Genomic DNA, 23925 nt, shown 5'->3' with positions numbered 1-23925 from the left:
CCGTGGTCGAGCAGCACACCCCGCGGTCCCTGATCGTCACCTTCTACGGCGCCTACGGGCGGGCCTTCGAGGGCCCCGTCCCGGTGTCCGCGCTGATCCGCCTGCTGGGCGCGGCCGGCGTGGACGCCCCCTCGGTCCGCTCGTCGGTGTCCCGGCTGAAGCAGCGCGGCTTCCTGCTGCCCGCGCGCACCGCGGGCGGAGCGGCGGCGTACGACCTCTCCGAGGAGGCGCGGCAGCTGCTGGAGGACGGCGACCGCAGGATCTACGGTGCCCGCGCCCCCGTCGGCGCGTGGCTGGTGGCGGTGTTCTCCGTCCCGGAGCAGGAGCGGCACAAGCGGCACCTGCTGCGCTCGCGGCTGGCCCGGCTCGGTTTCGGCACGGTGGCGCCGGGGGTGTGGATCGCCCCGGCCCTGCTGTACGAGGAGACCGCGCACACGCTGGAGCGCCTGCACTTGACGGCGTACGTGGAACTGTTCCGCGGCTCCCACCTCGGTTTCGCGCCGACGGCCGAGGCGGTGGCCCGCTGGTGGGACCTGGCGGCCCTGGCCAAACAGCACGAGGAGTTCCTCGATCTGCACGAACCCGGCCTGCGGGCCCTCCAGTCGGGCCCGGCCCCGTCGCCGGAGGAGGCCTATCGCGGCTACCTCCTCGCCCTGGACACCTGGCGCCGCCTCCCGTACGCCGACCCGGGCCTGCCCCGCGAGCTGCTCCCGGCGGACTGGCCGGGCGACCGCGCGGCGGCGGTCTTCACGGAACTCCACGCGCGGCTGCGGGATGTGGGCGCCCGGTTCGCCGGGGCGTGAGGCGCCGCCGGGCGGCGCTGTGACGGGCGGCGCTGCTAACGGGCGGCCGGGGCCGTGGCAGGAGCGGGGCTCGGCCCGCGTAAACCGGGTGCGCGTGGACGCCGCCCGAAGCGAGGATGGGCCATGACCTGGACCTTCACATCCGACCTGGCGGCCTATCTGGCCGCGGCGGGCCCGGCGGTGGCCGCGCAGCCCGTTTCCAATACCGTCCTGCTGACCACGGCCGACGCGCTGGGGCGGCGTGGGCCCCATGCCTTCGGTCGCGCCGATCCCTTCTTCGGCTGGTGGACCGGAGCCGACGGCGCCGTCGCCGGGGGCCTGCTGTGCACCCCTCCCTACCCGCTGCTGCTCGGGGCGCTGCCCGCGGAAGCGGTGCGGGCACTGGCCGCCGCGCTCTCCACCGAACCCCTGCTCGCCGTGATCAACGGCTTCAATGCCCGCCGGTCCGACGCGGACACGCTGGCGGAGGCCTGGCGGCGGCCGTTCCGGCTCGCCGAGGAGAACCGCCTGTACCGGCTCGCCGGCCTCGTCGCTCCGGATCCCGTCCCGGCCGGGCGGGTACGGCGCGCCGCCGAGGCCGATCTCCCGCTGCTGCTGGAGTGGATCGAGGCCTTCAACCGGGAGAGCGGCCAGCCGGGCGCCGCCTCCCCGGCCGCCCTGCGCGACCGGCTCTCCTACGGCGGGCTGCTGCTGTGGGAGCACGCCGGGCGCCCCGTCTCGCTGGCCTCCTTCTCGCGCCCGATCGGCTCGGCCGCCCGCGTCGGCCCCGTCTACACTCCGCCCGGGGAGCGCGGGCGCGGCTACGCCGCCGGGGTCACGCACGCGGCGAGCGAAGCGGCGTACGCGGCCGGGGCCTCGGAAGTCGTTCTCTTCACCGACCTGGCCAATCCCACCAGCAACGGCATCTACCTGCGCCTCGGCTACACCCCGGTCGAGGACCGCGTCGAGGTGGTCGCGGGGTGACCGGCCGGTGCCGGTGCCGGTGCCGCTGCCGTTGCCGGTGACCGCCGCGCTGCTGCCGGTGTCAGCCGCGGCCCGTCGGCGGTTTGCGGCTGCCCGCGCGGTAGGGGGCAGGCCAGGGGGCGGCCGGGCCTTCGTAGGACTGGTCGGCGGCCGCGTGCAGGGTCCAGTGGGGGTCGTACAGATGGGGGCGGCCGATGGCGCACAGGTCCGCGCGGCCGGCCAGGAGCAGGGAGTTGACGTCGTCCCAGGAGGAGATGGCGCCGACCGCGATGACGGGCACGCCCACGGCGCCGCGGATCCGGTCGGCGTAGGGGGTCTGGTACGAGCGTCCGTACTCGGGGGTCTCGTCCGCGACCACCTGCCCGGTCGAGACGTCGATGGCGTCCGCGCCGTGGGCGGCGAAGGCGGCGGCGATCTCCACCGAGTCCCGGGGCGAGGTGCCGCCCGGCGCCCAGTCGGTCGCCGAGAGGCGGACGGTCATCGGCCGGTCCTCGGGCCAGACGGCGCGGACCGCGTCGAAGACCTCCAGGGGGAAGCGCAGGCGGTTCTCCAGGGGGCCGCCGTAGGCGTCCGTACGGTGATTGGTCAGGGGGGAGAGGAACCCGGACAGCAAGTAGCCGTGGGCGCAGTGCAGTTCCAGCAGGTCGAAGCCGCAGTCGGCGGCGCGGACGGCGGCGGCCGCGAAATCGGATCGGACCGCGTCGAGGTCCGCCGGGGTCAGGGCGCGCGGAAGCGCCGAGACACCCGGCCGGTAGGGCAGCGCCGAGGCGGCCACCACCGGCCAGTTCCCCACCGGCAGCGGCTCGTCCATCCCCTCCCACATCACGCGCGTCGAGCCCTTGCGCCCCGAGTGGCCGAGCTGGACGCCGAGCGCGGTGCCGGGCGCGGAGGTGTGTACGAAGTCGACGATCCGGGTCCAGGCCGTCGCCTGCTCCCGCGTGTACAGGCCGGCGCAGCCGGGGGTGATCCTGCCCTCGGCGCTGACGCAGACCATCTCCGTCATCACCAGCCCGGCACCGCCGAGTGCCCGTGCGCCGAGGTGCACCAGGTGGAAGTCGCCGGGCACGCCCTCCTCGGCCGAGTACATGTCCATCGGGGAGACGACCACCCGGTTGCGCAGGGTCAGCCCGCGCAGCGTGAACGGCGTGAACATCGGCGGGGTCCGCACCTGTGACGGGCCCTCGTCGGGGCAGCCGAAGTCCCGTTCCACCGCCCGCGTGAACCGCTCGTCGCGCAGCCTCAGATTGTCGTGCGTGACCCGCCGGCTGCGGGTGAGCAGGTTGAAGGCGAACTGCCGGGCGGGCTGGCCGACGTATCCGGCGATCTCCTCGAACCACCGCATGCTGGCGGCCGCCGCCCGCTGGGTGCTCGCCACCGCCGGGCGCCGCAGCGCCTCGTACGCCGCGAGCGCGGCCGGTACGTCGGCCCGGGCGCGGGGGGTTTCGGCGCGCACGGCCTCGGTACGCACGGCCTCGGTACGCACGCCTTCGGTACGCACGGCTTCGGCGCGCTCGACCTCGGCGCGCACGGCTTCGGCGAGCGCGAGGGCGTCCTCCACCGCCAGTTTGGTGCCGGACCCGATGGAGAAGTGCGCGGTGTGCGCCGCGTCTCCGAGCAGGGCCACGTTCCCGTGTGACCACCGCTCGTTCACGACCGTGCGGAACTGTGTCCACGCCGAGCGGTTGCCCCGCAGCGGCCGGCCGCGCAGGGCCTCGCTGAAGATCTTGGCGCAGCGGGCCGCCGACTCCGTCTCGTCGCACAGGTCGAAGCCCGCCGCCCGCCACACCTCCTCCCGCATCTCCACGATGACCGTGGAGGCGCCCGCGGAGTACGGGTAGGCGTGCAGCTGCATCACCCCGTGCTCGGTCTCGGCGATCTCGAAGCGGAAGGCGTCGAAGGGGAAGTCGGCGGCCAGCCAGATGTACCGGCACCGCCCGCCCGTCACGGTCGGCCCGAAGTGTTCGGCCCCGCTCTGCCGGATGGCGCTGTGCACCCCGTCCGCCGCTACCACGAGGTCGTACTCGGCCGCGAGCGCCCGCACGTCCGGGGCCTCGGTACGCAGGCGCAGCCGGACGCCCAGCCCGGCGCAGCGCTCGTGCAGGATCTCCAGCATCCTGCGCCGCCCGATGGCCGCGAAGCCGTGGCCGCCGGAGGTCAGCAGGCGTCCCCGGTGCACGATGTCCACGTCGTCCCAGCGCACGAACTCCGCGCTCAGGGCCGCGTAGACGACGGCGTCCGCCTGCTCGATGCCGCCGAGGGTCTCGTCGGAGAGCACCACCCCGAAGCCGAAGGTGTCCTCGGGCGCGCCCCGCTCCCAGACCTCCACGGTGTGGCCCTGCCGGGCCAGCAGCGCGGCGGCGTACAGCCCTCCCGGCCCGCCGCCGACGACGGCGACCCGCAGTGCGCCGGCGACCGTCATGTCGCTACCTGCCCTTCCACTCCGGCGGCCGTTTCCCGGTGAAGGCCGCGTGGAATTCCGCGTAGTCCTCGCCGTTCATCAGCAGGGCCTGGGTGGCCGCGTCCAGCTCCACCGAGGCGGCCAGCGGCATGTCGAGTTCGGCGGTGAGCAGCGCCTTGGTCTGCGCGTAGGCCAGGGCCGGACCGGCGGCCAGGTGCGCCGCGAGCTCCGCGGCCCGTACGTGGGCCTTGCCCTCCTCGGTGACCTCGCTGAGCAGGCCGATCCGCTCGGCCTCGGGCGCCCGTACGGGCTCTCCCAGCATCAGCAGCCGGGTGGCGTGACCGAGGCCGACGACGCGGGGCAGCAGGTACGCGGCGCCCATGTCCCCGCCGGAGAGGCCGACGCGGGTGAAGAGGAAGGCGAAGCGGGCGCTGGGGTCGGCGATCCGGAAGTCGGCGGCGAGGGCGAGGACGGCCCCGGCTCCGGCGGCCATGCCGTGGACGGCCGCGATCACCGGGAAGGGGCATTCGCGGATGGCCCGCACCACCTGTCCGGTCATCCGGTTGAAGTCGAGGAGCTCGGCGGTGTCCATGGCGAGGGTGGCGCCGATGATCTCGTCCACGTCTCCGCCGGAGCAGAAGCCGCGCCCCTCGCCGCCGAGCACGAGGGCGCGTACGGAACGTTCCCGGGACAGTTCGGCGAGCAGGTCGCGCAGGTCGGCGTAGGCGCCGAAGGTGAGCGCGTTCAGCTTCTCGGGGCGGTCGAAGGTGACGGTGGCCACGCCGTCCTGCCGGGTCACCCGGAGGTGGCGCCACCGTTCGGTCGCTGATGTGGAACCGGTGAAGGGGCTCACGCCTCCGACGGTATCACCGGATCGTGACTACCGTCAGAGAAACGCGACACGCGACCTCACGGTGGCGTCACCGCACTCAGGCGAGGGTGCTCGCCCGGCCGGCGTATGACTATGCGCGAGTCCGTGGACGCGAAGGACCGCGCGCGTGGCTACGCGTGGCTCTGCCAGGGCTTGGCGAGCGTGGCGACGAGCACGGCCTTGATGGTGTGCAGCCGGTTCTCGGCCTCGTCGAAGACCACGGAGTGCTCCGACTCGAACACCTCGTCCGTCACCTCCAGCGATTCCAGCCCGTGCCGCTCGTGGATCTCCCGGCCCACCTTGGTGCCGAGGTCGTGGAAGGCCGGCAGGCAGTGCAGGAACTTCACGTCCGGCTTGCCCGTGGCGCGCAGCACGTCCATGGTGACGGCGTACGGGGCCAGGGCCTCGATCCGCTCGTCCCAGACCTCCTTGGGCTCACCCATGGAGACCCACACGTCGGTGGCGATGAAGTCGGCCTGGGCCACGCCCTCGGCGACCTCCTCGGTGAGCGTGATCCGGGCCCCGCTGGCGAGCGCGAGCTCGCGCGCCCGGGCGACCACGCTCTCGGCCGGCCAGTAGGCCTTGGGCGCGACGATCCGTACGTCCATGCCCAGCAGCGCGCCCGTCACCAGGTACGAGTTGCCCATGTTGAAGCGGGCGTCGCCGAGGTAGGCGAAGGCGATCCGGTCCAGCGGCTTGGTGCTGTGCTCGGTCATGGTGAGGACGTCGGCCAGCATCTGGGTGGGGTGCCAGTCGTCGGTGAGGCCGTTGAAGACGGGCACGCCGGAGTGGGCGGCGAGTTCCTCGACGGCGTCCTGGCTGTCACCCCGGTACTCGATCCCGTCGAACATCCGGCCGAGCACGCGGGCGGTGTCCTTGACCGACTCCTTGTGACCCATCTGCGAGCCGGCGGGGTCGAGGTAGGTGGTGCTCGCGCCCTGGTCCGCGGCGGCGACCTCGAAGGCGCAACGGGTGCGCGTCGAGGTCTTCTCGAAGATCAGCGCGATGTTCTTGCCCTGGAGGAGCCGCCGTTCGGTACCGGCCTTCTTGGTGGCCTTGAGCTCAGCGGCCAGCTCGATCAGGCCGAGGAACTCGGCGGCGGTGAAATCGAGCTCCTTGAGGAAACTGCGGCCGACGAGGTTGGTGGCCATGGGATCGCTCCAGCGTCACGGTGACAGGGGATGATGGAAGTATATACGATCTACTGCATTGCTATACAGGGGTTCCTGGACCCGGACCTGTCCTCCGTGCCTCTCCGGCGTCCCCCTTCCCCCTTCCTGCCTTCCTGCCTTCCCGCCCGCCGACCGCCTCAGACCGCGTCCCGCTCGACCGGACAGCTCATGCACCGCGGCCCACCGCGCCCCCGCCCGAGTTCGCTGCCCGGGATCTCGATGACCTCGATGCCCTCCTTGCGCAGGTGGGTGTTGGTCGTCACGTTCCGCTCGTACGCCACCACCACCCCCGGCTCGACGGCCAGCACGTTGCATCCGTCGTCCCACTGCTCGCGCTGCGCCGAGTGGACGTCCTGGGTCGCGGTCAGCACCCGGATCGAGTCCAGTCCGAGCGCCGCCGCTATGGCCCGGTGCATGTGGTCCGGCGCGTGGTCGGTCACCTTCAGCTCGTGCGGGCCCCGGCCGGGCTCGATCGTGTAGGAGCGGAGCATGCCGAGCCCCGCGTACTGGGTGAAGGTGTCCGCGTCGACCATCGTCATCACCGTGTCCAGGTGCATGAAGGCGCGCCGCTTCGGCATGTCGAGGGCGACGATGGTGGTCGCCGACCCGGCGGCGAACAGGCCCCGGGCCAGCATCTCCACGGCCTGCGGCGTGGTCCGCTCGCTCATCCCGATCAGCACGGCGCCGTTGCCGATGACCAGTACGTCCCCGCCCTCGATGGTCGAGGGGTAGTCCGCCTGCCCCTGCGACCAGTAGTGGAAGGCACCGGAGGAGGTGAAGAGCGGGTGGTGCTTGTAGATCGCCTCGAAGTGGACGGTCTCGCGCTGCCGGGCCGGCCAGCGCATCGCGTTGATGGACACCCCGTCGTAGATCCAGGCGGAGGTGTCACGGGTGAAGAGGTGGTTGGGCAACGGCCCCAGCAGGAAGTCGTCCAGCTCCAGGGCGTGGAAGCGCACCGAGACCGGCTCGGCGTGCCGCTCCAGGAACTCCCGCTTGGTCATCCCGCCGACCAGCGCCTCGGCCAGCTCGGCCGAGGTCAGCCCGTCGAACACCGACCGCAGGTGGTCGGTGGCGAGCGGCCCGTACTCCTTCTCGTCGAACACCCGGTCCAGTACGAGGTGTCTCGCCTCCGGAATGGCGAGGGCCTCGGAGAGCAAGTCGCCGAAGAGGTGCACCGCGACGCCCCGGTCGCGCAGCACGTCCGCGAAGCCGTCGTGCTCCTGGCGGGCCCGGCGCACCCACAGCACGTCGTCGAAGAGCAACGCGTCCTTGTTGCTCGGCGTGAGCCGCTTCAGCTCCAGGTCGGGCCGGTGGAGGATGACGCGGCGAAGCCGCCCGGTCTCGGAATCGACATGGAATCCCATGCCGTACACGTTCGCAGACCGGGCGGCCTTTTGAAGTGGCGTCGGCCCCAGCGGACTCAGCGCAGACCGAGAAGCGCCGACGGGGCGCCGATGAGCTCGGGGGCGACCAGGCCCAGCTTGGGGGCGACGACGTCCGGCAGCCCGAAGTTGCCGCCGTTCGGCATCGTCAGCGGGGCGCCGACGATCGCACCCGGGGTCCGGCTGCGCAGGGTGGTGGCCGGCGCGTCCACGATGCCCTCGCCGTCCGTCTCGGGCTTGCCCAGCAGGTTCGGCACGGGTGAGGTGACGAGGGTGTTGCCGAGCTCGGCCCCGATCGGGACGGTCGGGAGCAGTGGAGTGGGGAGCAGGTCTCCCCTGTGGTGGCGGGGCACGTCGGGCGCACCGACGAGCGGCACCGGCACGCCCGTGGCCACCCGGGGGGCGGGCACTCCCAGCGTGGTCTCCACGGCCTCCAGCGGGACACCGACCGGTACCGAGTCGGCCACGGCCGGGGTGGCCGCGCCGGCCGCTGCCAGACAGGTCATGAGGGCCGCAATGCTTCCGCGCGCGGTCATCTTCATAGGTGACGTTCCGTCCTTCCAGGGTCGCGGACATTCCGCTGCCCTGGATGAACGATCCCGCCGGTGACTTTCCCGGAGTTCTCCGGGAAAGTTCCCCCATACGACCTAATTCGCGGCCGTACGGGGGCCGCCGCTTTACGGCGCGCGCCTCGACCGGTGCGGCCGGGCGGAGTCAGAGCCGGGGGTCGACCGGCTCCGACTCCAGGGCGAGCACCGCGAAGACGGCCTCGTGGACCCGCCACAGCGGCTCCTCGGCCGCCAACCGGTCCAGCGCCTCCAGCCCGAGCGCGTACTCGCGCAGGGCGAGCGAGCGCTTGTGGCCGAGGAACCGGTCGCGCAGTCGCTCCAGATGTTCCGGACGCGTGTACTCCGGGCCGTAGATGATCCGCAGGTACTCGCGCCCGCGCACCTTGACGCCGGGCTGCACCAGACGGCCCTTGCCGTCGCGGGCGTACGCCTGGAGCGGCTTGACGACCATGCCCTCGCCGCCGGCGGCCGTCAGCTCCAGCCACCAGCGCGTGCCGGCCCGAACGGACTCCTCGTCCGCGGTGTCCACCAGGATCCGGTCCGTGCGCCGCAGCAGGCCGGTGCCGGCCGCCTCATCGGCCGCCACCAGCCGGTCCAGCCAGAACAGCTGCTCGTCGTGGGGTACGGCGGCCAGCGAACGCCCGGCCGCCGCCAGCAGCTGGAAGGGCGCGAAGCGTACGCCGTCCAGCCCGTCGGTGGTCCAGCAGTAACGGCGGTAGGCGTCGGTGAACTTCGCCGCGTCGGCGGCCCGGTCCCGCTGGCGCTCCAGGAGCGCGCCGGTCTCGATCCCCCGGGCGGCGGCCGCCTCCAGGGCGGCGACGGCGCTGGGGAAGACGGCGCCGGAGGCCGCGCCCACGGCGGCGTACTGGTTGCGCAGCAGGCCGGTGGATTTCAGGGACCAGGGCAGGAGTTCGCCGTCGAGCAGCAGCCAGTCGGTGGCCAGCTCCTCCCAGAGACCCGCTCCGGTGATCGCCGAGCGCAGGCGGGTGAGGACCTCTTCGGTGACCTCGGGGTCGCTGAAGAACGGCCGCCCGGTGCGGGTGTAGACGCTGCCGGTCGGGCCGTCGACCCCGAACCGCTCGCGGGCCGTGTCGGCGTCCTTGCAGACCAGGACGGTGGCGCGGGAGCCCATGTGCTTCTCCTCGCACACGACCTGGGCGACGCCGTCCTTGCGGTACTGCGCGAAGGCCTCGGCGGGGTGCTCCAGGAAGTGCTCGTCGCCGTCCGCGCCGCGGGCCTCCCCGCCCGAAGTCGCCGTCGGCGCCATCGTCGGCGGCAGGTACGGCATCAGCCGCGGGTCCACCGCGAAGCGGCTCATGACCTCCAGGGCCGCTGCCGCGTTCTCCTCGCGCACGTTCACACGGCCCAGGTGCCGCGTCTCCACGATCCGGCGCCCGTGGACGTCGGCCAGGTCGAGCGGGCGCCCATCGTGGCCGCCCGGCACTTCGGTGGCCAGCGGGCGCGTGGGCTCGTACCAGACCTTCTCGGCCGGTACGTCGACCAGTTCGCGCTCGGGCCAGCGCAGGGCGGTCATCTTTCCGCCGAAGACCGCGCCGGTGTCAAGGCAGATGGTGTTGTTGATCCAGGTGGTGTTCGGGACCGGGGTGTGGCCGTAGACCACGACGGCCTTGCCGCGGTAGTCCTCGGCCCACGGGTAGCGCACGGGCAGGCCGAACTCGTCCGTCTCGCCGGTGGTGTCCCCGTACAGGGCGTGCGAGCGGACCCGGCCCGACGTGCGGCCGTGGTACTTCTCGGGCAGTCCGGCGTGGCAGACCACCAGCTTGCCGCCGTCGAGGAGGTAGTGGCTGACGAGGCCGGCGATGAACTCCCGGACCTCCTCCACGAACTCCGGCGACTCGCCGGCGAGCTGCTCGATGGTCTCGGCGAGGCCGTGGGTCTGCTGGACCTTGGAGCCCATGAGATAACGGCCGAGCTTGTTCTCGTGGTTCCCGGGCACGCACAGGGCGTTGCCGGACTTCACCATGGCCATGACGCGGCGCAGGACGCCGGGACTGTCCGGGCCGCGGTCGACGAGGTCGCCGACGAAGACGGCCGTACGGCCCTCGGGGTGGACGCCGTCCTCGTACCCGAGCTTGGCGAGCAGGGTCTCCAGCTCGGAGGCGCAGCCGTGGACGTCGCCGACGATGTCGAAGGGGCCGGTGAGGTGCGTGAGGTCGTTGAAGCGCTTCTCCAGGACCACTTCCGCGGTCTCGGCCTCCTCGACGGAGCGCAGGACGTGCACCTTGCGGAAGCCCTCGCGCTCCAGGCCGCGCAGCGAGCGCCGCAGGTCACGGCGGTGGCGCTGGATGACCTGGCGGGGCACGGCGGCCCGCTCGGGACGGGCGGCGTTGCGCTCGGCGCAGACCTCCTCGGGCATGTCGAGCACGATGGCGATGGGCAGCACGTCGTACTGGCGGGCGAGCTGGACGAGCTGGCGCCGGGCATCGGTCTGGACGCTGGTGGCGTCCACGACGGTGAGGCGGCCGGCGGCCAGACGCTTGCCCGCGATGTAGTGGACGACGTCGAAGGCGTCCTTGCTGGCGCTCTGGTCGTTCTCGTCGTCGCGGACCAGGCCCCGGCAGTAGTCGGAGGAGATGACCTCGGTGGGCTTGAAGTGCTTGCGGGCGAAGGTGGACTTGCCGGAACCGGTGGCTCCGATCAGGACGACGAGGGACAGGTCGGTGACGGGAAGTACGCGGTGGGTCATGCTGCCTCGCCCTCCTTCGGGGTAGCGGGGGTGGTCGTGGCGGTCCCGCGGGCCCCGGTGGCCGCGCCGGTCCCGGTGGTCGCGGTGTCGGTCCGGGTGAAGACCGCCATCTGGGTGGGCGGCCCGACCTCGGGGTCGTCCTCGCCGACGGGCGCGAACGCGACGCCGTACCCGTGCCGCTCCGCCACGCGGCCGGCCCAGGCCCGGAACTCCGCGCGGGTCCACTCGAAGCGGTGGTCGCCGTGGCGGACCCGCCCGGCGGGCAGGCTCTCCCAGCGGACGTTGTACTCGACGTTCGGCGTGGTGACGAGGACCGTGCGGGGACGGGCCGAGCCGAACACCGCGTACTCCAGGGCGGGCAGCCGCGGCAGGTCGACGTGCTCGATGACCTCGCTCAGCACGGCCGCGTCGTAGCCGGCCAGCCGCTTGTCGGTGTAGGCGAGCGAGCCCTGGAGGAGCCGGACGCGTTCGCTCTGGCGCTCCCCCATCCGCTCCAGCCGCAGCCGCTTGGCCGCCAGGTGCAGGGCCCGCATGGACACGTCCACGCCGACGATCTCCGTGTACGCCGGGTCCCCCAGCAGCGCCTGCACGAGCTGGCCCTGCCCGCAGCCCAGGTCGAGGACGCGGGCGGCGCCGGCGGCGCGCAGGGCGGTGAGGATCGCGTCGCGTCGCCGCACCGCGAGCGGAACGGGCCGCTCCTGCGTGTCCCGGTTCTCGTCGACGGCGTTGTCGAGCTCCTCGACCTCGCTGCCGTCGGCCTCGGCGAGGCGGACCAGCTCCAGGCGCTCGATGGCGTCCCGGGTCAGCCCCTTCTGGCGGGCGAGGTAGCGCGAGCTGATCGTCGCGTTCTCGGGGTGTGCGGCGAGCCAGCCGTCTCCGGCACGGAGCAGCTTGTCCACCTCGTCGGGGGCGACCCAGTAGTGCTTGGCGTCGTCGAGCACGGGCAGCAGGACGTACAGCTGGCGCAGGGCGTCGGCGAGGTTCACCTCCCCCTCCAGTACGAGCCGTACGTAGCGCGAGTCGCCCCACTGCGGGAACTGCTCGTCGAGCGGTACGGGATCGGCCTGTACGAGGTCCCAGCCGAGCGGGTCGAACAGCCTGTGCACCAGCTCCGTCCCGCCCCGCGCGGGCAGCGCGGGGATCTCGATCCGCAGCGGGCGCGCCTGCGCCGGGAGCTCCGGGCGGGCGGTGCACCGGCCCTTCAGGGCACTGCGGAACACCCCGCCGAGTGCGACGGCGAGCAGTGAGGAGGCGGCGTACGGGCGGTCGTTGACGTACTGCGCGAGCGCGGCGTCCGGCGCCCCGCCACGGCCCTTGCCCTGGCCGCGCCGCACGAGCGCGACGGGATCCACCTCCAGGAGCAGGGCCGCCGTGCACCGTTCGGCCGTGGCCTCGGGGTAGAACACGTGGGCGGTGCCGTGGGAGGTGGAGAACGCCTGCGTCTTCCCGGGATGCTTGTGCAGCAGGTAGCCCAGGTCGGTGGCGGGGCGTTCAGGGGAGCCGGTGGTGGAGATCGTCAGGAACACACGGCCGATTGTTGCTGGTCAGCTGCCCGGCCCGCGCCCTATTTTCCGGGGGCCGAGCGGGGGGCCGAGCGGGGGGCCGAGCCTGAATGCGGGCCGGGATGCGGACCGGAATGCAGGCCGGAACGCAGGCTGCCGGCGAGGGCCGCGATCCGGTCGGGGCCGATGCGGCAGCAGCCGCCGATGAGGCGGGCGCCGGCGGCCTGCCACGCGGCGGTGGGCCAGGGTGCGGGGGTTTCGGGGGCGTGCCAGGTGCGGGTGGCGGCGTCCCAGCGGGACCCGTCGTTGGGGTAGGCCAGCAGCGGCTTACGGGTGACCGTGGCCGCCGCTTCGAGGGCGGGCAGGACCTCCGCCGGGTCGCAGCAGTTGACGCCGAGCGCGATGATCTGCGGGGCTTCGGCCGCGAGGGCGAAGGCTTCGGGAAGGGACCCGCCGGAGCGGGTGCGTCCGTCGGCGACGGTGTAGCTCAGCCAGGCCGCGGCGCCCGTCTGCGCGAGGACGGTGAGCAGGGCCTCGGCCTCGTCGGGGTCGGGGACGGTCTCCAGGGCCAGCACATCGGGGCCCGCGGCCAGCACCGCCTCGATGCGGGGGCGGTGGAAGGCGGCGAGCTCGCGCACGCTCAGGCCGTACCGGCCTCGGTACTCGGAGCCGTCCGCGAGCACCGCGCCGTACGGGCCCACCGAGGCGGCCACCCACACCTCGTGGTCGGCGGCCTCGGCCGCGCGGGCCGCGAGGGCGACGCTGCGGTGCAGCAGGGCGGTGGTCGCGGCGCGGTCGTAGCCGTGGGCGGCGAAGGCCGCGTAGCCGACCTGGTAGCCGGCCGTGATCAGGACCTCGGCGCCGGCCCGCGCGTACGCCACGTGGGCGGCCTCCACCTGGTCCGGCCGCTCGGCGAGCACCCGGCCCGACCAGAGGGCGCCGGACAGGTCGCAGCCCTGGGCGGCGAGCTGGTTGCTCAGCCCGCCGTCCAGGAGCACGGCCTTGCGGGTCAGGGCTTCGGCGAGCGGGCCCGCGGCGCGTGACATCGGGCCTCCCTCAGCCGATCTGCGAGAGCACCTGGGAGGAGATCAGCTCCAGGTGGTCGAGGTCGTCGAGGTCGAGGAGCTGGAGGTAGGCGCGGGAGGAGCCGATGGCGGCGTAGGCGCCGAGCTTCTCCACGACCTCGTCCGGAGAACCGGCCAGTCCGTTGGCCTTGAGCTCGTCCACCTCACGGCCGATGGCGGCGGCCCGGCGGGCGACCTCGGCGTCGTCCTTGCCCACGCACACCACGAGGGCGTTGGAGTAGACGAGATCGGAGGACTTGCGCCCGGCCTCTTCGGCGGCCTGTCGGACCCGGCCGAACTGCCGCTCGCTGTCCGCGACCGACGCGAAGGGCATGTTGAACTCGTCCGCGTAGCGTGCGGCGAGCCGCGGCGTGCGCTTCGCGCCGTGGCCGCCGATCAGGACGGGCACCTTGGCCTGCGCGGGCTTGGGGAGCGCGGGCGACTTCTCCACCTGGTAGTGGCTGCCCGCGTAGTCGAAGGTTTGGCCGATCTCGGTGGCCCACAGGCCGGTGACGATGGCCAGCTGCTCCTCCAGCCGGGCCATCCGGTCGGCCGGGAAGGGGATTCCGTAGGCCTTGTGCTCCTCCTCGAACCACCCCGCGCCCAGGCCCAGTTCCACGCGGCCGCCGGACATCTGGTCGACCTGGGCCACCTGGATGGCGAGCACGCCGGGGAGCCGGAAGGTGCCGGCCGTCATGAGCGTGCCCAGCCGGATCCGCCGGGTCTCGCGGGCCAGGCCCGCGAGGGTGATCCAGGCGTCGGTGGGTCCGGGCAGACCGTCGGCGGAGCCCATCCGCAGGTAGTGGTCGGAGCGGAAGAACGCGTCGAAGCCCAGGTCCTCGGCGGCCTTGGCGACGGTCAGGAGGGTGTCGTAGCTCGCGCCCTGCTGGGGCTCGGTGAAGATGCGAAGGTCCATGGACCCATCCTGCCCTTCCCTCCCCGGCAGGGTGAATCTGCGTCAACCGGCCGGTCCACCCCCGGGCCCGCCAGTGACCGGCACGGAGGAGGATCGTTGGCTCGGACGGAGCCGGACCGCCCGGCCCGCGCGCCGGCGGCCTCTCGCCGGTGCGTCCACCGCCCCCTTCCGCATGGGAAGGGCCAGGGCCGAGGAGGCCGCCATGTCCCACGAGTCCGTGCCGGAGACCCACCGACAGAACGGACGGAACGGACAGGCAGCACACGACCACACCCGCCGGGAATCCGCGGTGGCCGCCCCGGGCGGCGCACCGAAGGGCCTGCTGCAGCAGATGGAAGAGCTGATGGCGGCGCTGAACGCCGACCTTTCGCAGCTCGACGCCGACCTCCAGTCCTCCGCGGACCGCACGCCCGACAGCCTCGGCGTCCCCGGCACGTCACTGACTCCGGGCAGCCGCACGCCTGAGAGCGAGCGCCCCTCCTAGTAGTGCCTGGCTAGCCCTCCTGGCGGTCGTTTTGACCGTGCGGGTCCCGTCGCGCGCGACGGGACCCCACCAGGCGGAACCCGGTCAGGCGACTCCCGAGGCGGATCCCCGCTCGCGGACCGTCAGGCGACGCAGGATCGCCCGTACCCGGTCGCTCGACTCGTCAGCCGCGTCGATCGACTCTATGCACTGCCAGTACAGACCTTCCTCGTCCGTCCCGCAGGCGACTCCGACGAGCGCTATCCCCACTTCGCCCAGCAGCGCCTGGAGCCCGAGCAGCGCCTGCCGGACATCCGCCACCCCGGTCAACCGCGCCGCCCGCGGCGGGTGGTCGGGCGCGATGCCCTCTCCGTGCAGGGCCGCCCGGTCGAGCACCCCGCAGCCTCTGCCCCCCGCTTCACCCAGTCCCCGTGCCTCCGCTCTCAGCTCCGGCGGCCCGGTGACCGCCAGCCAGCTCCCTATTCCCTGCGCGAGCGCCTGGACCTGCCAGGCCTCGCCCACGATGTCCCACGCGGCCCCACTCTGCGCCAGCGCGTGCCGGCCGGCCGCGATGAGCCTTACCGCATCCATATGCCGTCCCCCGTTCGCACGACATCCCGCCGTTTTCCACTACCCAGAGTGAGGGCAATGGGCCAGTAAAGCCAGGGGTATTCGGAAATCTATGGACACAACAGGGTTGCGGACGGCGCCATCACTCCGAAGAGTGACGATTCGGTGTCGAACCACCCGGCGCCGGGAAGCGGAGTTCGTTCCTCTCGATCTTCGCGGCGAGGGCGTCCAGCGCATCCACCCCGAGAACCTCACAGAATTGCAGCAGGTACGCGAGCACGTCGGCCACCTCATCGGCCACCCGGTGCGCGGTCCCCGGGTCTTCCATGACCCTCGCCGACTGTTCCGGCGTCAGCCACTGGAAGATCTCGACCAGTTCGGCCGCTTCCACGCTCAGCGCCGCCGCCAGGTTCTTGGGCGTGTGGTACGGCTGCCACCCGCGGGCCGCCGCGAAGCCGGCGAGCCGGCGCTGCAACCGGTCCAGCCGCTCGTCGGGACGCCGTTCGCGGTGCGGCTCGCCCGTGTCGTGCGGCTCCCCCGTGTCGTGCGCGTCGTGCGTGTCGTGCGTGTCGTTCATGCCGTCAGGTCTACCACCGTGACGCCCGGGAGCCGACGGGCGACGGACGCGCACTCCTCGCCGACCGCCGCCACCAGCCGGACGTGTCCGCGGCCGCAGGACAGCAGGGCCAGGCGCAGAAGTTCGGCGCTCTGGCGCCGGTCCAGGCCGCGGTCGAAGCCGTCGGCGAGCACGGTCAGCGCCTGCTGCGCGGAGAGCAGTTCGGCGGCCGGGTCCATGGCGAGGACCCCCGGCCCGGTCAGCAGGACCAGGGCCAGCGCGAGGAAGCGGAGCTCGCCCGCTCCGAGGCGGCCGAGTTCGGTGGCGGGCCGGGCGGGACCGCGGTCCAGCAGCGCGGTGACGGAGCCGTCCGCGGGAGCCCGCACGTCCAGTGCCGCGACGAGGCCGGCGCATCCGGCCCGGGCCGCCTGGGTCAGCAGCGTATGGCGGGTGCCGCATTCGTGGCGGGTCCGGCGCAGTACGTCGGCCAGGTTGGCGCAGTCGCCCAGCAGCCGGCCCGCCCCCGGCGGGACCGGCGCGCGCATCCGCTCGGGGCGGGGGTCGCAGGGGAACACAGCGCGCAGGGCGACCACCACTTGCTCGGCGGCGGCCAGAACCTGCCGCTGGCCGGCCGTGGCCCCGGCCACGCGAAGCGGGAGGAGGGCGGTGCCGAGCCGGTCGTCGGGCAGCGGGGCCTTGGTGACCCCGGTGGCGCCGCCGGTCAGCCAGGCGGCCTGCACGGAGCGCCGGCCCGGATCGCGCAGGGCGGTGCTGAGCAGGATCTGCCCGTCCTGCGAGAGCCGTTCGCCGACGATCCGCAGCGCGGGTTCGGCCTGCACGGCGAGGTCGAGCCGGACCGGCCCGGCGGGTCCGTCGACCGTGCAGCCGATCCGGAACCCGCGCCGGAGCTGGGCGTCGGGGACCGCCAGGTCCGGGATGCGGGCGCCCGGGTCCGGGAAGGCCTCCTCGAGGGCGGCGCCGGAAGCCAGCGCGGCCAGGGACGCGTAGGCGGCCAGGGCTTGGGACTTGCCGCTGCCGCTCGGCCCCGCGAAGAGGGTGACGGGCCCGAGCGGGAAGGCCGCGGCGCGGTGCGAGCCGAAGGCGGAGAGCCGCAACTCGGTGATCACGGGCCGCGGATGCGCGGGCATGGTAGGCGCGGTGGGAACGGCGGGAGCGGTGGGAACGGCGGGAACGGTGGGAACGGCGGGAGCGGCGGGCTTGACGGGCCCGCCGGGCCGGACTCGGCGGGCGGGCCGGGCGCCGACCGGGCCGGTACCGGCGGGTCCGGCGGTGACGGGTTCGGCGGCAACCGGCCGGGCCTGGGCGGGTACGACGGGGGCGTCGGCTAACGCGACGGCTGCTGCGGAGACTGCGGGAGCGGGAGCGGAGGGATCCGTCGCGTCCGGGGTGGTGTCCATGCGCCGGACGGTACGGGTCGCCGGGCCCCTCGCAGGCCCGCCGAACCGTTCCGCCGCCACGACCTTCCTACGATCGGGGGACGGCCGCCGCCGCGATCCCCTCGACCTCGGTGCCGACGGGCGCGAGCAGGAAGACGTTGCGGTCGACGCGGTGCATCCCGCTGCCCAGCCCGAAGACCACACCACTGCTGAAGTCCAGGATGCGCTTGGCCACTTCGCTGTCCGCGCCGGTGAGGTCGAGCAGCACGGGGATCTGCGCGATCAGGTATTCGGCCACCTCCCGCGCGTCCGCGAAGATCTGAACCCGTATCACCACGAAGCGCCGCTGTTCCGCCGCGGACGCTCCGGGCGCCTTGGGGATGGTGCGGTGGTCCACCCGGGAGGGCCATTCATTGCGACTGCGCAGGGGTACCACCTGCGCGAGCCCCTCCCACTGTTCGTCGGTGACGTCGTACCTGCTCACCGGGCCGCCTCGGCCGCTCGCTTCATGTGCATCCGCCCATCCTCTCTCGTTTCACCCGTTCAGCCCAACACCGACACGGGGGACACCGGGTACCCCCCGAGGGCCGAATAGGTTAGGTTAGGCATACCTAACCAATCGGGATGATGGAGAGATCCGCATGCGCATGTCCGGTGTCCCCGCCGCCCCCGCCGACCGGCCCACCGACGCCGAGCGGGTCCGGTCGGTCCTGACCGCCGCCCACTCCATGACGGTGATCGCCGACGGGATCCGCACCGAGGTCCGCCACCTCGACGGCACGGACGTCCTGAGCCGCCTGCACCTCCATCCCACCGCACCCGCCGCCGGGAACCCGCCCCCGCCCCGGCACGACGACCGGCCCGCGATCCGGCTGGAGTTCACCGACGTCGCGCCCACGCCCGTACGCGACCGGGTGCGCGCCCGCGTCACTATCCTGGGTCACCTGCTCAGTCCGTACGCGGACGGGGGCGACGACTCCACCGACTGCACCTGCATGGAATTCGGGCAGGCGATCCTGGAGACCGGGGACGGCATCTCGTACGTTGGCCTCGAAGAGCTGGACGCGGCCCGCCCCGACCCGCTCGCCCCGTACGAGGCCGGCATGCTCACCCACCTCCTCGACGACCACCCCGACCTCGTCACCCTGCTGCTGCGCCTGGTCCAGCCGCTGCCCGCGGCCGCGGTCCTGCGCGCCCTCCCGGTCGCCATGGACCGGTACGGGATCACCCTGCGGCTGGAGGAGCGGCGCGGCCACCGTGACGTACGGCTGCCCTTCCCCTCGCCGCTGGACGACGTCGAGCAGTCCGGTGCGCAGATCCAGGCGCTCTTCAGCGCGGCCCGGCGGCGCTCGCACCGCAACACCCTTCCGGCCTGAGCCCGTCGGGGGGAATAGGGACCCGCGGCGCCCCGTTGGTGGAGATCATGAAGGCCATCACTTACAGCACTTACGGAACTCCCGCCCGCCTCAACGTCGTTGACGTACCGCAGCCCAAGGTCGGCCCGGACGAGGTCCTCATCCGCGTCAAGGCCGCCGGGGTCAATCCGGTGGACTGGAAGCTCGCCGCGGGATACCTCGACCCCATCCTCGAAGTCCGCCACCCCGTGATACCCGGCTGGGACGTCGCCGGTGTCGTCGAGGCGGTCGGCGCCGACACCTTCGACTACGCCGTCGGTGACGAGGTGTACGGCTACGTCCGCAAGGAGTGGGTCGAGCTCGGTACGTACGCCGAGCTCGTCAGCGCGCCCGTCCGCACCCTCGCCCGCAAGCCCCGCGAGCTGACCTTCGAGCAGGCCGCCGGAATCCCGCTGGCCGGCCTCACCGCCTACCAGTCGCTCACCCGCGCGAACCTCACGGCCGGCGAAACCGTCGTCATTCACTCCGCGGCGGGCGGCACCGGTTCCTTCGGCGTGCAGATCGCCGTCGCCCTCGGCCTGCGGGTCATCGGCACGGCCGGCGCCCACAACCACGACTACCTGCGCTCGCTCGGCGCCGAGCCGGTCCTGTACGGGGACGGGATGGCCGACCGCATCCGCGAGCTGGCACCCGAAGGCGTCGACGCCGGCCTTGACTTCTACGGGGACGGCGCCATCGAGATCCTCCAGTCGCTGGTCAAGGAGCGCGACCGGGTGGTCTCCATCGCCGACCCCGAGGCCGCGGCCCGGGGCGCCCACGCGCTGTGGGTCCGCCCCGACACCGCCGGCCTCACCTTCCTGGCCGACCTCGCGGACGCGGGCCGGCTCACGGTCAACGTCGAACACGCCCTGCCGCTCACGGACGCCGCCAAGGCCTGGGAGCTGAGCGCCGCGGGCCGCACCCGGGGCAAGATCGTGCTGACCGTCTGAGGCGCCGCCCGGGAACCGCGCCCGGCTGCCCGCGCCCGCTTGCCGCGCCGGCTGCCGTGGCCGGGCGCGCGGGCGGGAAACCGGCCCGCTCTTTCGTGACCCCTCCCGTCTCACATGAGAGGGCGAGATCACATCCGGTGGTTATGGTCGTTCCCCAGGCACCCCCCTAGCATTCGAGCCATGACGGTCCTGCCTGATGACGGGCTCTCCTTGGCCGCCGAGTTCCCTGACGCGACGCATGAGCAGTGGCAGCGCCTGGTAGAGGGCGTGCTGCGCAAGTCGGGCAAGGAAGCATCCGGCGAGGCAGCGGAAGACGCGTTGTCCACCACGCTTCAGGACGGGCTCACCACCCGTCCGCTGTACACCGCGCCCGAGACGGCCGCCGACACCGGCTTCCCGGGGTTCGCTCCCTTCGTGCGGGGAGGCAGGGCCGAAGGGAACGCCCCGAACGGCTGGGACGTGCGCCAGCGGCACCTGGGCACCGATCCCGTACGGGTGAACGAGGGCGTACTCGCCGACCTGGAGAACGGGGTCACCTCCATCTGGCTCACCCTGGGCCGCGGCGGGATCCCGGTCGAGGGGCTGGCCCGCGCCCTGGACGGGGTGTACCTCGACCTCGCGCCCGTCTCCCTGGACGCGGGCGCCCAATACGCCGACGCCGGCCGCGCCCTGCTGCGCCTGTACGCCGAGCGCGGGGTGGCCCCCGAGGCCGCCCGCGCCTGTCTCGGCGCCGACCCGCTGGGCCACGAGGCCCGTACGGGCGAGGCGCTGGACCTCGACGAGGCCGCCGCACTCGCCCGCGAGAGCGCCGACGGCTGGCCGGGAGTGCGCGCGTTGGCCGTGGACGCGCTGGCGTACCACGAGGCCGGCGGCTCGGCCGCCGAGGAGCTGGGCCTGTCGTTGGCCACCGGCGTCGCGTACCTGCGCGCCCTCACCGCCGCCGGGCTGAGCACCGAAGCGGCGCTGGGCCAGCTGGAGTTCCGCTACGCCGCGACCGCCGACCAGTTCCTGACCATCTCGAAGCTGCGCGCCGCCCGCCGCCTGTGGGCCCGTGTCGCCGAGGCCTGCGGGGCCGCGGACGCGGGCGCCCAGCGGCAGCACGTGGTGACCTCGCCGGTGATGATGACCCGTCGCGACCCGTGGGTGAACATGCTGCGCACCACCGTGGCCTGCATGGCCGCGGGCGTGGGCGGCGCGGACTCCGTCACCGTGCTGCCCTTCGACCACGAGCTGGGCCTGCCGGACGCCTTCGCGCGGCGGATCGCCCGCAACACCTCCACCATCCTGCTGGAGGAGTCGCACCTGGCCCGCGTGATCGACCCGGCCGGCGGCTCGTACTACGTCGAGCGGCTCACCGACGACCTCGCGCACGCCGCCTGGGAGTTCTTCCGGACCCTCGAGAAGGCGGGCGGCCAGGCCGCCGCCCTGCGCTCCGGGCTGGTCGCCGACCGGCTCGCCGCCACCTGGGCCGAGCGGTCCGCGAAGCTGGCCCGGCGCCGCGAACCGATCACCGGGGTCAGCGAGTTCCCGCTGCTGTCGGAGAAGCCGGTCGTACGCGAACCCGCGCCCGCGGGAGCCACCGGCGGACTGCCCCGGGTACGGCGTGACGAGGCCTACGAGGCCCTGCGCGCCCGCAGTGACGCGCATCTGGCGGCGACCGGCGCGCGGCCGAGGATCTTCCTCGCCGCGCTGGGCCCGGCGGCCGCGCACACCGCGCGGGCCACCTTCGCCTCGAACCTGTTCCAGGCGGGCGGCATCGAACCCGTCCACGACCCCGTCTCCGTGGACCCGGCGACGGCCGCCGGGGCTTACGCCGCGAGCGGCGCCGACGGCATGGCCGTGCTGTGCTCCAGCGACGCGCTGTACGAGGAGCAGGCCGAGGCGGTCGCCGAGGCCCTGCGCTCGGCGGGCGCGACGACCGTGTTCCTCGCCGGCAAGCCGGGCACCGCCGAAGCGGCCGTGGACGCGTACGTCTTCGCCGGCTGCGACGCGGTCGCCGTGCTGTCCTCCGTACTCGACCGGATGGGAGTCGCGTCTTGAGCGGCACCGGAATCCCCGATTTCTCCGAACTCGCGCTGGGCGCCGCAGGCGCCCCGGCCGGCTCCGAGGACCAGTGGCGCGCCGCGGTGAAGGAGTCCACCGGAACCGCCCCGGGCGACCTGCTGTGGGAGACCCCCGAGGGCATCGGCGTGCAGCCGCTGTACACCGGGCGGGATTTGGAGGGCCTGGACTTCCTGGCGACGTACCCGGGCGTGGCCCCGTACCTGCGCGGCCCGTACCCGACGATGTACGTCAACCAGCCGTGGACGATCCGCCAGTACGCGGGCTTCTCGACGGCCGAGGAGTCGAACGCCTTCTACCGGCGCAATCTCGCCTCCGGCCAGAAGGGGCTGTCGGTCGCCTTCGACCTGCCCACGCACCGCGGCTACGACAGCGACCACCCGCGCGTGACCGGCGACGTCGGCATGGCGGGCGTGGCGATCGACTCGATCTACGACATGCGGCAGCTGTTCGACGGGATCCCGTTGGACAAGATGTCGGTGTCGATGACGATGAACGGCGCGGTCCTGCCCGTCCTCGCGCTGTACATCGTCGCGGCGGAGGAGCAGGGCGTCTCCCCCGACAAGCTCGCCGGGACCATCCAGAACGACATCCTCAAAGAGTTCATGGTCCGCAACACCTACATCTATCCGCCGAAGCCCTCGATGCGGATCATCTCCGACATCTTCTCCTTCACCTCGCAGAAGATGCCGCGGTACAACTCGATCTCGATCTCGGGCTACCACATCCAGGAGGCCGGAGCGACGGCCGACCTGGAGCTGGCGTACACCCTCGCGGACGGCGTGGAGTACCTGCGGGCCGGGCAGGCCGTCGGGCTGAACGTGGACGCGTTCGCACCGCGGCTGTCGTTCTTCTGGGCGATCGGCATGAACTTCTTCATGGAGGTCGCGAAACTGCGCGCCGCCCGTCTGCTGTGGGCACGCCTGGTCAAGCAGTTCGACCCGCAGAACGCCAAGTCGCTCTCGCTGCGCACCCATTCGCAGACCTCGGGCTGGTCGCTGACGGCCCAGGACGTCTTCAACAACGTCACGCGCACCTGCATCGAGGCGATGGCGGCGACCCAGGGCCACACCCAGTCGCTCCACACCAACGCCCTCGACGAGGCCCTCGCCCTGCCGACGGACTTCTCGGCGCGGATCGCCCGCAACACCCAGCTGCTGCTCCAGCAGGAGTCCGGGACCTGCCGGTCGATCGACCCCTGGGGCGGCAGCGCGTACGTCGAGAAGCTGACCTACGACCTCGCGCGGCGGGCCTGGCAGCACATCCAGGAGGTGGAGGCGGCCGGCGGCATGGCGCAGGCCATCGACGCCGGCATCCCGAAGCTGCGCGTGGAGGAGGCCGCGGCCCGTACGCAGGCGCGGATCGACTCCGGCCGGCAGCCGGTGATCGGCGTCAACAAGTACCGTGTGGAGACCGACGAGCAGATCGACGTGCTCAAGGTCGACAACTCCTCGGTGCGCTCGCAGCAGATCGCCAAGCTGCGGCGGCTGCGCGAGGAGCGCGACGAGGCACTCACGCAGGACGCGCTGCGGGCGCTGACGAACGCCGCCGAGCGCGGCGCCGGGCAGGGCATGGAGGGCAATCTGCTCGCCCTGGCGGTGGATGCGGCCCGGGCCAAGGCCACGGTCGGTGAGATCTCGGACGCACTGGAGAAGGTGTACGGGCGGCACGCGAGCCAGATCCGTACGATCTCGGGTGTGTACCGCACCGAAGCAGGCGAATCCCCGTCAGTGGAGCGCACGCGCGCGCTCGTCGACCGGTTCGAGGAGGCCGAGGGCCGCCGTCCGCGCATCCTGGTCGCCAAGATGGGCCAGGACGGGCACGACCGCGGCCAGAAGGTCATCGCCACCGCCTTCGCCGACCTCGGCTTCGACGTGGACGTCGGCCCGCTGTTCCAGACGCCCGCGGAGGTGGCCCGCCAGGCCGTCGAGGCGGACGTCCACGTGGTGGGCGTCTCGTCGCTGGCGGCCGGCCACCTGACCCTCGTACCGGCGCTGCGGGAGCAGCTCGCGGAGGAGGGACGCGAGGACATCATGATCGTGGTGGGCGGCGTGATCCCGCCGGCCGACGTCCCGACGCTGCTGGAGATGGGCGCGACCGCCGTCTTCCCGCCCGGAACGGTCATCCCGGACGCGGCCCACGACCTGGTGACGCGGCTGGCCGCGGACCTGGGCCACGAGCTGTAGG

At 73.1% G+C, this 23925-nt stretch carries 20 protein-coding genes; 7 read left to right on the top strand and 13 right to left on the bottom strand.

The genetic code is table 11. The annotated features are described in order from the left end of the window. Positions 1 to 2: 2 nt before the first annotated feature. Positions 3 to 803, top strand: a complete 801-nt coding sequence (locus ABZX75_RS10385) for a PaaX family transcriptional regulator C-terminal domain-containing protein (protein WP_355409726.1) — start codon at positions 3 to 5, stop codon at positions 801 to 803. Between the two features lie 123 nt (positions 804 to 926). Further along, entirely contained in the window at positions 927 to 1766 is an 840-nt protein-coding gene (locus ABZX75_RS10380) for a GNAT family N-acetyltransferase (protein WP_355409725.1), read from the top strand. A 61-nt stretch (positions 1767 to 1827) separates the two neighbouring features. Here the strand turns inward: ABZX75_RS10380 and ABZX75_RS10375 are convergent, their stop codons facing one another. The 9 genes from ABZX75_RS10375 to ABZX75_RS10335 form a co-directional block, all read right to left on the bottom strand. Beyond that, positions 1828 to 4185, bottom strand: a complete 2358-nt coding sequence (locus ABZX75_RS10375) for a bifunctional salicylyl-CoA 5-hydroxylase/oxidoreductase (RefSeq protein WP_355409724.1) — start codon at positions 4183 to 4185, stop codon at positions 1828 to 1830. 4 nt (positions 4186 to 4189) lie between these two features. Next, positions 4190 to 5017 (bottom strand): enoyl-CoA hydratase family protein, encoded by an 828-nt coding sequence (locus tag ABZX75_RS10370; RefSeq protein ID WP_355409723.1) that lies wholly within the window; start codon positions 5015 to 5017, stop codon positions 4190 to 4192. 149 nt (positions 5018 to 5166) lie between these two features. Beyond that, positions 5167 to 6186, bottom strand: a complete 1020-nt coding sequence (argF, locus tag ABZX75_RS10365; RefSeq protein WP_355409722.1) for an ornithine carbamoyltransferase — start codon at positions 6184 to 6186, stop codon at positions 5167 to 5169. A 158-nt stretch (positions 6187 to 6344) separates the two neighbouring features. Then, positions 6345 to 7571, bottom strand: coding sequence for an arginine deiminase (locus tag ABZX75_RS10360; RefSeq protein ID WP_355409721.1), 1227 nt, complete (start codon positions 7569 to 7571; stop codon positions 6345 to 6347). A gap of 56 nt (positions 7572 to 7627) precedes the next feature. Then, a complete protein-coding gene (locus ABZX75_RS10355; RefSeq protein WP_355409720.1) occupies positions 7628 to 8095 on the bottom strand; it encodes a hypothetical protein in 468 nt (155 codons plus the stop codon). Positions 8096 to 8303: 208 nt separating this feature from the next. Then, a complete protein-coding gene (locus tag ABZX75_RS10350; protein ID WP_355409719.1) occupies positions 8304 to 10865 on the bottom strand; it encodes a polynucleotide kinase-phosphatase in 2562 nt (853 codons plus the stop codon). Next, complete coding sequence (locus ABZX75_RS10345) at positions 10862 to 12391, bottom strand: 3' terminal RNA ribose 2'-O-methyltransferase Hen1 (RefSeq protein WP_355409718.1); 1530 nt, start codon at positions 12389 to 12391, stop codon at positions 10862 to 10864. The genes ABZX75_RS10350 and ABZX75_RS10345 overlap by 4 nt, the downstream gene beginning before the upstream one ends. 38 nt (positions 12392 to 12429) lie before the next feature. Then, a complete protein-coding gene (mmuM, locus tag ABZX75_RS10340) occupies positions 12430 to 13413 on the bottom strand; it encodes a homocysteine S-methyltransferase (protein WP_355409717.1) in 984 nt (327 codons plus the stop codon). Positions 13414 to 13423: 10 nt separating this feature from the next. Next, complete coding sequence (locus tag ABZX75_RS10335; protein WP_355409716.1) at positions 13424 to 14347, bottom strand: LLM class F420-dependent oxidoreductase; 924 nt, start codon at positions 14345 to 14347, stop codon at positions 13424 to 13426. A gap of 289 nt (positions 14348 to 14636) precedes the next feature. Here ABZX75_RS10335 and ABZX75_RS10330 point away from each other — a divergent pair, with 289 nt between their 5' ends. Next, positions 14637 to 14831, top strand: a complete 195-nt coding sequence (locus tag ABZX75_RS10330) for a hypothetical protein (protein ID WP_355409843.1) — start codon at positions 14637 to 14639, stop codon at positions 14829 to 14831. An 84-nt stretch (positions 14832 to 14915) separates the two neighbouring features. Here ABZX75_RS10330 and ABZX75_RS10325 read toward each other — a convergent pair whose 3' ends face one another. The 4 genes from ABZX75_RS10325 to ABZX75_RS10310 all read right to left on the bottom strand — a co-directional run bounded on the left by ABZX75_RS10325 (position 14916) and on the right by ABZX75_RS10310 (position 17817). After that, positions 14916 to 15401 carry a DUF6099 family protein gene (locus ABZX75_RS10325; protein WP_355409715.1) on the bottom strand — a complete coding sequence of 162 codons (486 nt, stop codon included), beginning with the start codon at positions 15399 to 15401 and terminating at the stop codon, positions 14916 to 14918. Between the two features lie 121 nt (positions 15402 to 15522). After that, complete coding sequence (locus ABZX75_RS10320; RefSeq protein ID WP_355409842.1) at positions 15523 to 15864, bottom strand: nucleotide pyrophosphohydrolase; 342 nt, start codon at positions 15862 to 15864, stop codon at positions 15523 to 15525. An 89-nt stretch (positions 15865 to 15953) separates the two neighbouring features. Beyond that, positions 15954 to 17084, bottom strand: coding sequence for an ATP-binding protein (locus ABZX75_RS10315; RefSeq protein ID WP_355409841.1), 1131 nt, complete (start codon positions 17082 to 17084; stop codon positions 15954 to 15956). Positions 17085 to 17421: 337 nt separating this feature from the next. Further along, entirely contained in the window at positions 17422 to 17817 is a 396-nt protein-coding gene (locus ABZX75_RS10310; RefSeq protein WP_189739116.1) for a cell division protein SepF, read from the bottom strand. Between the two features lie 157 nt (positions 17818 to 17974). Here ABZX75_RS10310 and ABZX75_RS10305 point away from each other — a divergent pair, with 157 nt between their 5' ends. From ABZX75_RS10305 to scpA, 4 genes are all read left to right on the top strand, one after another. Beyond that, entirely contained in the window at positions 17975 to 18709 is a 735-nt protein-coding gene (locus ABZX75_RS10305) for a DUF2470 domain-containing protein (RefSeq protein ID WP_355409714.1), read from the top strand. A 47-nt stretch (positions 18710 to 18756) separates the two neighbouring features. Next, entirely contained in the window at positions 18757 to 19677 is a 921-nt protein-coding gene (locus tag ABZX75_RS10300; protein WP_355409713.1) for an NADP-dependent oxidoreductase, read from the top strand. 180 nt (positions 19678 to 19857) lie between these two features. Then, positions 19858 to 21717, top strand: a complete 1860-nt coding sequence (locus tag ABZX75_RS10295; protein ID WP_355409712.1) for a methylmalonyl-CoA mutase family protein — start codon at positions 19858 to 19860, stop codon at positions 21715 to 21717. Then, positions 21714 to 23924, top strand: a complete 2211-nt coding sequence (gene scpA / locus ABZX75_RS10290; protein WP_355409711.1) for a methylmalonyl-CoA mutase — start codon at positions 21714 to 21716, stop codon at positions 23922 to 23924. Before ABZX75_RS10295 ends, scpA begins: the two co-directional genes overlap by 4 nt. Position 23925 lies beyond the last annotated feature (1 nt).

This window comes from Streptomyces sp. NPDC003038, from assembly GCF_040611115.1.
Lineage (GTDB): Bacteria > Actinomycetota > Actinomycetes > Streptomycetales > Streptomycetaceae > Streptomyces.
Note: the sequence above shows the minus strand (reverse complement) of the source record. Positions and strands in the feature narration are given on the sequence as shown.

Excerpts from the sequence above, each read along its gene's own strand:
- ABZX75_RS10375 (WP_355409724.1), bottom strand. The coding sequence starts at position 4,185 with ATGACGGTCGCCGGCGCACTGCGGGTCGCCGTCGTCGGCGGCGGGCCG.
- ABZX75_RS10325 (WP_355409715.1), bottom strand. The coding sequence starts at position 15,401 with ATGGATGCGGTAAGGCTCATCGCGGCCGGCCGGCACGCGCTGGCGCAG.
- ABZX75_RS10350 (WP_355409719.1), bottom strand. The coding sequence starts at position 10,865 with ATGACCCACCGCGTACTTCCCGTCACCGACCTGTCCCTCGTCGTCCTG.
- argF (WP_355409722.1), bottom strand. The coding sequence starts at position 6,186 with ATGGCCACCAACCTCGTCGGCCGCAGTTTCCTCAAGGAGCTCGATTTC.
- ABZX75_RS10305 (WP_355409714.1), top strand. The coding sequence starts at position 17,975 with ATGCGCATGTCCGGTGTCCCCGCCGCCCCCGCCGACCGGCCCACCGAC.
- ABZX75_RS10295 (WP_355409712.1), top strand. The coding sequence starts at position 19,858 with ATGACGGTCCTGCCTGATGACGGGCTCTCCTTGGCCGCCGAGTTCCCT.
- ABZX75_RS10335 (WP_355409716.1), bottom strand. The coding sequence starts at position 14,347 with ATGGACCTTCGCATCTTCACCGAGCCCCAGCAGGGCGCGAGCTACGAC.
- ABZX75_RS10355 (WP_355409720.1), bottom strand. The coding sequence starts at position 8,095 with ATGACCTGTCTGGCAGCGGCCGGCGCGGCCACCCCGGCCGTGGCCGAC.
- ABZX75_RS10360 (WP_355409721.1), bottom strand. The coding sequence starts at position 7,571 with ATGGGATTCCATGTCGATTCCGAGACCGGGCGGCTTCGCCGCGTCATC.
- ABZX75_RS10300 (WP_355409713.1), top strand. The coding sequence starts at position 18,757 with ATGAAGGCCATCACTTACAGCACTTACGGAACTCCCGCCCGCCTCAAC.
- ABZX75_RS10315 (WP_355409841.1), bottom strand. The coding sequence starts at position 17,084 with ATGCCCGCGCATCCGCGGCCCGTGATCACCGAGTTGCGGCTCTCCGCC.
- mmuM (WP_355409717.1), bottom strand. The coding sequence starts at position 13,413 with ATGTCACGCGCCGCGGGCCCGCTCGCCGAAGCCCTGACCCGCAAGGCC.
- ABZX75_RS10380 (WP_355409725.1), top strand. The coding sequence starts at position 927 with ATGACCTGGACCTTCACATCCGACCTGGCGGCCTATCTGGCCGCGGCG.